Source organism: Bradyrhizobium sp. 930_D9_N1_4 (assembly GCF_052076015.1).
GTDB lineage: Bacteria > Pseudomonadota > Alphaproteobacteria > Rhizobiales > Xanthobacteraceae > Bradyrhizobium.
On record NZ_CP197236.1, the window covers coordinates 7,346,070 to 7,352,897 of the forward strand.

Here is a 6,828-nt window from a genome sequence, read left to right on the forward strand (position 1 = left end):
TTGAATGGCGGACGCCCACCGGGCCGGCGGCCACCTTGCTCGCGAGAATGATCGCGTTCACGGCCAGAGGCAAATGCAATTTAGAAACGATCGAAACTATCGCGACGGCCAAGTGTTGTGCGTTGCGAGAACGGCGTTGAATACAGCGACTGAACGCAACAAGCAGCGCGTCTCACATGCGTGCCATCGCGTTCGCGGCGGTTTCCTCCGAGTAACCCTGCGAGCTAGGATGGCCGAAGGACAAGAGCAACAAGGGTGGGTGGAATGCCGAAGATCGATCGGGACGGCGTCGGAATCTACTACGAGGTTCATGGCAACGGACCGCCGCTGCTGCTCACCCACGGCTACTCCTCGACCTCCGCGATGTGGCATGGGCAGGTCGATGCGCTGGCGAAGGACTACCAGCTGATCCTGTGGGACATGCGCGGCCACGGCCAGTCCGATTATCCTGATGATCCCGACGCCTATAGCGAAGCGCTCACGGTCGGCGACATCGCGGCGATCCTCGATGCGGTCGGCGCGGAGCGCGCGATCATCGGCGGGCTCTCGCTCGGCGGCTACATGTCGCTCGCGTTCTATCGCGCTTTTCCGCATCGCGCCCGCGCGCTGCTGATCATCGACACCGGCCCCGGCTTCAAGAAGGACGACGCGCGCGAGGCCTGGAATGCGCGGGCGCTCGGCACTGCCGAGAAGCTCGATCGAGAGGGACTTGCGATGCTGAAATCGGCAACGCGCGAGCGCGCCACCGCCAGCCATCGCAACGCCAGGGGATTGGCGCTCGCCGCGCGCGGCATGCTCACCCAGCGCGACGCGCGCGTGATCGAGCTGCTGCCTGACATCAAGGTGCCCAGCCTGATCGTGGTCGGCGCCGACGACACGCCGTTCCTGGCGGCGTCCGACTACATGGCCGCAAAAATCCCCGGCGCACAAAAAATCGTGATCCCCGCCGCCGGACACGCCGTCAACATCGATCAGCCCGAGGCTTTTGTTGACGCGGTGGTGCCTTTCCTGAAGAACTTGCCGGGATAGATCGGACGGGAACACGAGCGATGAAACAGGCGATATTGGCCACGGGCGTGGTGTTGCTGTCGATGTCTGCGCCCGTGCAGGCCGAGCCGTTCGGCGGCATGCCGCCGCGCCAGCCTTTCGTTACGAGCCTGTCGAACAACATTCCGCTCGCCTTCGGCATGGACGCCGCGCAGACCGCGCATGCTCTGGGACAAGAACTGCGATATGTGCGGGGTCGTCCCGGCAACGAGATCTATCTCGCGCTTCGCAAGCTCGGCGGCAGCGGCCTGATCCCCTATCGCCATCGCCTGTTCCTGCAATTCCGTCATGGCCGGCTGGCCGGATGGAAAGAGGATTACGGCGAGAACTGGATGTGGGAGTGAGGCCTATCTCCTCATGGTGAGGAGGCGCGAAGCGCCGTCTCGAACCATGAAGGCCCCCGCTGCCGCATCTCGGCCTTGCATCCTTCGAGACGCGCTGACGCGCTCCTCAGGATGAGGAGTGACAGCACGGATTTCGGATCGACGACCAACCAAGAAGGACAACCCGCGTGGGACAAGACATCAAGCTGACGGCTTCCGACAATTTCCAGCTCGGCGCCTATCGCGCTGATCCGCCCAGCGCGCCGAAGGGCGCGGTGGTGGTGATCCAGGAGATTTTCGGCGTCAATCACCACATCCGCTCGGTCTGCGATCGCCTTGCCAGCGAGGGTTATGTCGCGATCGCGCCGTCGATCTTCGACCGGACCTCGCCGGGCTTCCAGTCGGGCTATACGCCCGACGAGATCGCGGAAGCGCGAAAATTCGTCGCCAGTCCCGACTGGGAGGCGATGCTGCGCGACACGCAGGCCGCGATCGACGCAGTGAAGAGCGTCGGCCCGGTCGGCATCATCGGCTTTTGTCTCGGCGGCAGCATCGCCTTCGTCGCGGCGACGCGGCTGTCGGGCCTGAAAGCCGCGATCGGCTATTACGGCGGCGCCGTCGTGCGCTTTGCCGACGAGACGCCGAAGGTGCCGACGCAATTGCATTTCGGCGAGAAGGATACCGGCATTCCCCTCACCGACGTCGAGACCGTCAAGGCGAAGCGGCCGGACGTGGACGTGTTCGTCTATCCTGGCGCGCAGCACGGCTTCCATTGCGACGAGCGGCCGAGCTACGACAAGACCAGCTCGGATATCGCCTGGCCACGCAGCCTGGAATTTTTCGCGAAGCATTTGACGAAGTAGCGCATCCAGCTTTCTCCCTCCGTCATTCCGGGGCGCGACGAAGTCGCGAGCCCGGAATGACGAGACGAGAGAGCAGGAATCGGGTGGCTGCATCCCGGCACCCGGCGATAGAGCTGGCTGATCGAGCCAACTCACGCCGGGAGATCGTCATGCAGCAGGCCAATACGAACCTCGTGATTCGCAATCCGTTCGGGACGATGGACGTCCCCGCGCCGGATGACGCTGATGTCATGGACTATGCCGCGATCGCGACACTTGCCGGCAATGCTGATGACGTCAATGCGGCGGCATGGGCGTCCATCGCCGCGCCGTCCGATCCGCTCGAAGGCGCATGGGCCAGCCGCTGGAACGGCGGCGCCGATCCGACCATTGCCGGCGACACGCCGGAGGCATGGAAGACAGGACACGCGGAAGCGCGGATGATCGGCACGCGGATCTATTTGCGCTTCGATTGGGACCACGGCCGGCGGCACGGGCTGATCGATGCTGCGCGCGAGGGCTCCCGCCTGGTCGGGAAATACATCAACCTGACCAATCCGGCGATCACACGGCCATGGATCGGACTCGTGGTCGATACCATCAGGATCGACGGATGTTTTCCGAACGGGCGGCTGGATTTCAGGCGGTGAACTAGAACCAGCGCTCGCCGACGAACACCGTGTCGCCCGGGGCCAGCGGCGTGCCGAGCGGGACGACGGCGCGCATGGAGCCGCCGGCCTCGGTGTGCGTGACGGTGACGACGTCGCGCTTGGCGCGCGGCGAGAAACCGCCGGCGATGGCCACTGCGCTCTCCACCGTCATGTTCGGCACATAGGGATATTGGCCGGGCGCGGAGACTTCGCCGAGGATGAAGAACGGGCGATAGGACTCGACCTCGACGGCAACCGAGGGCTCGCGGATAAAACCGTTGCGCAAGCGCGCGGCGATCTCGCCGGCAAGTCCCGCAGGGGTACGGCCGCGTGCCGGCACGCCACCGATCAGCGGCATGGTGATGGAGCCGCCGGCATCGATGGCGTAGCTGTTGGTGAGACCTTCCTGGCCGTAGACCACGACGCGCAGCTTGTCGCCGGCGTCGAGATGGTAGGAGGAGTCGTAGCGCACGGGCGCCGCCATCGGCGCGGCATAGCCGACCGGCATCGGTCCGGGCGATGAGGTAAAGGAATTGCTGAGCGCGGCGATGGCGCCGCCACCGCTGTTGGCAACGACGACCGGCGGCGAAGCGCCATAGGGCTGGCCATAGGCCATGGAGTCGAGATCGGGGCGCGGCTGCACATAGGCGACGGGGCCGGCGGTCTGCATGCAGCCGCCAAGGGTCAGCGCGGCGGACGCTGCCAGGGTGACTACCGAGATCGACGATCGAAACGCGCGTGCAACCGGCACCGGACCTATCCCTCAGAACGAGACAGCTCCAGTGATGCACCGGTTATGGTTAACAAAGCGTTTGCGGGGGGTATCAGCTCGGCCATGCGGACGCGATGGCACCGCACACTCCGTCATGGCCGGGACAAGCCCGGCCATGACGAGTTCGTAGCGAGCCTACGCGCTCACACCGACGCCGATCGGGCACGACACTCCGGTGCCGCCGAGGCCGCAATAGCCGGCGGGATTCTTCGCCAGATATTGCTGATGGTAGTCCTCGGCGAAATAGAACTCGCCGGCGGGCGCGATCTCGGTGGTGACGGTGCCGAGACCCTTTGCGGCAAGCGCCTTCTGATAGAGCGCCCTGGACTCGTCCGCCGCCTTCTTCTGCGCATCCGAGTACGTGTAGATCGCGCTTCGGTATTGCGTGCCGACATCGTTGCCCTGGCGCATGCCCTGCGTCGGGTTGTGGCTCTCCCAGAAAATCTTCAGCAGCTTCTCGTAGGAGATCTTCTTGGGATCGAACACGACCAGCACCACTTCGGTGTGGCCGGTGCGTCCCGAGCAGGTCTCCTCATAAGTCGGATTCGGCGTGTGGCCGCCGGCATAGCCGACCGCGGTGGTGTAAACGCCGTCGCCAAGCTCCCAGAACTTCCGCTCGGCGCCCCAGAAGCAGCCGAGCCCGAACACGGCCTGCTCGAGGCCGGCGGGATAGGGCTGCTGCAGCTTGCTGCCGTTGACGAAATGGATGCTCGCGGTGGGGATGGCTTGGGCACGGCCGGGCAGCGCCTCAGTTGCGCTCGGCAATGCGGTGGACTTGCGCATGAACAGCATGATGGATCTCCGCAACGAGCTGTCCGTCGCGTGAGCCAGATGCTCAGGCGGCGTGCTCGCGATCTGGTGGGAATATAGGGATCTACGCAGGAAGCGGCAGCTTTGTTACGCCGCGCCCCGTGCGGCGCTCAATCCCGGCCGGAATTGAAAGATCAATCCCGGCGGGAATTGAAGATCAATCCCGGGAATATCCGATCAGCGGTTTCCGCGGACGGAACAGGATCATCAGCAGGATGCCGAGAATGCCGAGGACGGCGAAGACCGGCTGGTCCAGCACCAAGCGGATCACCGAGGTCCAGAGCCAGGGCGCCTTGGCCTCGACCCAGGTCCGGAACGCCGTCTGGCTGGCCTGATTGATGTCGTTCCAGAACTGGCCGAACCGGGTGAATTTGAGGGTCTGGTCGGCGACCCAGCGGGCGCCGTCGTAGACCATGAAGATGAACCCGCCGGCGAGCAGCAACAGCCCAATCAGTCGGAAAAAGCCGCGGATCATGCCTCACCTTATATGGTCGTCCGATCGGACGACCCCGGGACGTCGCCAGCCAATAGCCGGACGACGGCAGAAATTCAACCTCTTCAGGGCGTTACGGCACGCACTTGACCGCGCGGGGGCGTGTTTTCCCGCCCCGGAAAGCGTTGACGGTGCCGCAGACCCTCTCTATAAGGGCGCCAACTGGCGGTGGGCGCAATCCTGCCGCCGCTGTTCTTTGAGCAGTTGCAGGCTCCTTGAGCTTAGAGCTCTTTGAGGCCTCATGTTCCGGGAGCAGCCTAGCAACCGAACACCCTAAATCCGAGCGTCGATTCAGCGGTCAAGCAGCCGGCGCTACCCGAACAAGACGCGACCGGTACCGCAAAGGACATTGAGACCATGGCCAATACCACCTCCGCCAAGAAAGCGACGCGCAAGATCGCCCGCCGCACCGCCGTCAACAAGTCGCGCCGCACCCAGATGCGCGGTGCCGTCCGCACCGTCGAGGAAGCCATCGCGACCGGCGATCGCGCCGCTGCCGCGAAGGCGCTGGCGAATGCCGAGCCCGCTCTGATGCGCGCCGCCCAGCGCAACATCATTCACAAGAACAACGCCAGCCGCAAAGTCTCGCGCCTCACCGCGCAGATCGCCAAGCTCGCCAAGTAACGTTTCGAAGTAACGCCGCGAAGTCTCGCGGCATCATCTGATCGGTTGACCCGATCGGTACGACAAACAGCCCGGCCTCGTGCCGGGCTTTTTTGTTGCCGGTCATATTCCCGGAAACAGTCACGCGACGTCTCATCTTCAATTGGAAGATTTGCATCGTCGCCCCAGGATGTGTTCCGTAATTCTACCTGCCGATGTTTTTGCAACAGCGGAAACTTTCACTGCGCTGCAAAAAACCCCTGCGGGACGGGGCTAACTTGCATTCGTATGCGCGAGAGTTCTGCACACCGTAGTTTCACCGGAACACATCACATGATGGGTTACCCTGTGAAACGAGACTCAAAAAACGATGTCTCGCTAACAACTTATCGACATAGTGCGAACAAGCATTTGGAAAAATCGCCCGCGCGTCGCGTGCGTGACGCTTTTGTAAAAATTTTTTGGCAGTGGCTGCGAATTGTCACACGAGGCGCCGCATTTTCGAATCTGTGCACGAATCCAGAAACTTGGTCGCAAGCCTGTGAACAACTCGCGCGCGGCGTTAACGCTGGTCAAGATTTTTAACGCCTCAACTGTGAATCAATTTCGTTGCGAGTCTTTCCGCTTGGTGTATTCCTTAAGTCGTCAGCGGCGCCCACGATCTTGAGACCAGCGCGGTATCGGAAACGGGGCGAGCGTGCAAATCGGCGGCGGTGTGCACGTTGGCGACGCATCAACAAGCGATTGTCGGTCACGAAACCCATAGCAATGTGGGAACGGTAGCTCTTTGTCTGAATGTCTCCAAGCGGGATCTCATGCATCCCGCTCGCGCCAGGCGCACATGAGAGACGTCGCGAAGCTGCCCCGACGCGGATGTTGGCGAAGTCGAGCGGACGACTAGTACACGGGCAGGCATCCGCGACACGACTATGACGCGGTTGCCTTATGGACACGCAGGACCTTGCCGTGAGCAATCACGGCAGGACGGGGAGGTATCATGTCTTACGAACTCAACGCGGTATTGAAACAAGTCTCATACTCCAACGATGCCGTCCTGGATTCGTCAGACCACCAGCCTCCCGCGTGTGACGGAGCGCAGAGTACGCGCTGACCTCGCGACCCCACCATCTCTGACATCGCTGATCTGACCGCGGCGTTCGCGTCGAACGGCGGAGCTGTGTCCGACGACGGAATCGCTCGAGGTCACGCCATTGCAGACATCCTGATGGCAGGAACCCTGCATGGCGCTCACAACGCAACTTTATCTCTCAGTAAAAGTTTTCAAATG

8 protein-coding genes are annotated in these 6,828 nt (G+C 62.8%); 5 read left to right on the top strand and 3 right to left on the bottom strand.

All coding sequences use genetic code 11. The features are described from left to right. Positions 1-264 precede the first annotated feature (264 nt). The 4 genes from AB7532_RS34805 to AB7532_RS34820 all read left to right on the top strand — a co-directional run bounded on the left by AB7532_RS34805 (position 265) and on the right by AB7532_RS34820 (position 2,862). Positions 265-1,029, top strand: coding sequence for an alpha/beta fold hydrolase (locus tag AB7532_RS34805; RefSeq protein WP_441239154.1), 765 nt, complete (start codon positions 265-267; stop codon positions 1,027-1,029). A gap of 20 nt (positions 1,030-1,049) precedes the next feature. Continuing rightward, positions 1,050-1,391, top strand: coding sequence for a hypothetical protein (locus AB7532_RS34810; RefSeq protein WP_441239155.1), 342 nt, complete (start codon positions 1,050-1,052; stop codon positions 1,389-1,391). 167 nt (positions 1,392-1,558) lie between these two features. Continuing rightward, complete coding sequence (locus tag AB7532_RS34815; protein WP_441239156.1) at positions 1,559-2,233, top strand: dienelactone hydrolase family protein; 675 nt, start codon at positions 1,559-1,561, stop codon at positions 2,231-2,233. 149 nt (positions 2,234-2,382) lie between these two features. After that, a complete protein-coding gene (locus AB7532_RS34820) occupies positions 2,383-2,862 on the top strand; it encodes a hypothetical protein (RefSeq protein ID WP_441239157.1) in 480 nt (159 codons plus the stop codon). A gap of 1 nt (position 2,863) precedes the next feature. Here the strand turns inward: AB7532_RS34820 and AB7532_RS34825 are convergent, their stop codons facing one another. The 3 genes from AB7532_RS34825 to AB7532_RS34835 all read right to left on the bottom strand — a co-directional run bounded on the left by AB7532_RS34825 (position 2,864) and on the right by AB7532_RS34835 (position 4,919). Next, a complete protein-coding gene (locus tag AB7532_RS34825; RefSeq protein ID WP_441239158.1) occupies positions 2,864-3,613 on the bottom strand; it encodes a polysaccharide biosynthesis/export family protein in 750 nt (249 codons plus the stop codon). A gap of 156 nt (positions 3,614-3,769) precedes the next feature. Further along, positions 3,770-4,426 (bottom strand): peptide-methionine (S)-S-oxide reductase MsrA, encoded by a 657-nt coding sequence (gene msrA, locus AB7532_RS34830; protein WP_441239159.1) that lies wholly within the window; start codon positions 4,424-4,426, stop codon positions 3,770-3,772. A 175-nt stretch (positions 4,427-4,601) separates the two neighbouring features. Further along, positions 4,602-4,919, bottom strand: coding sequence for a hypothetical protein (locus AB7532_RS34835; protein WP_091898220.1), 318 nt, complete (start codon positions 4,917-4,919; stop codon positions 4,602-4,604). A gap of 375 nt (positions 4,920-5,294) precedes the next feature. Here AB7532_RS34835 and rpsT point away from each other — a divergent pair, with 375 nt between their 5' ends. After that, the gene (gene rpsT, locus AB7532_RS34840; protein ID WP_212083530.1) at positions 5,295-5,561 is read left to right on the top strand and encodes a 30S ribosomal protein S20; all 267 of its coding nucleotides are present in this window, start codon (positions 5,295-5,297) and stop codon (positions 5,559-5,561) included. The last annotated feature ends 1,267 nt before the right edge of the window (positions 5,562-6,828 follow it).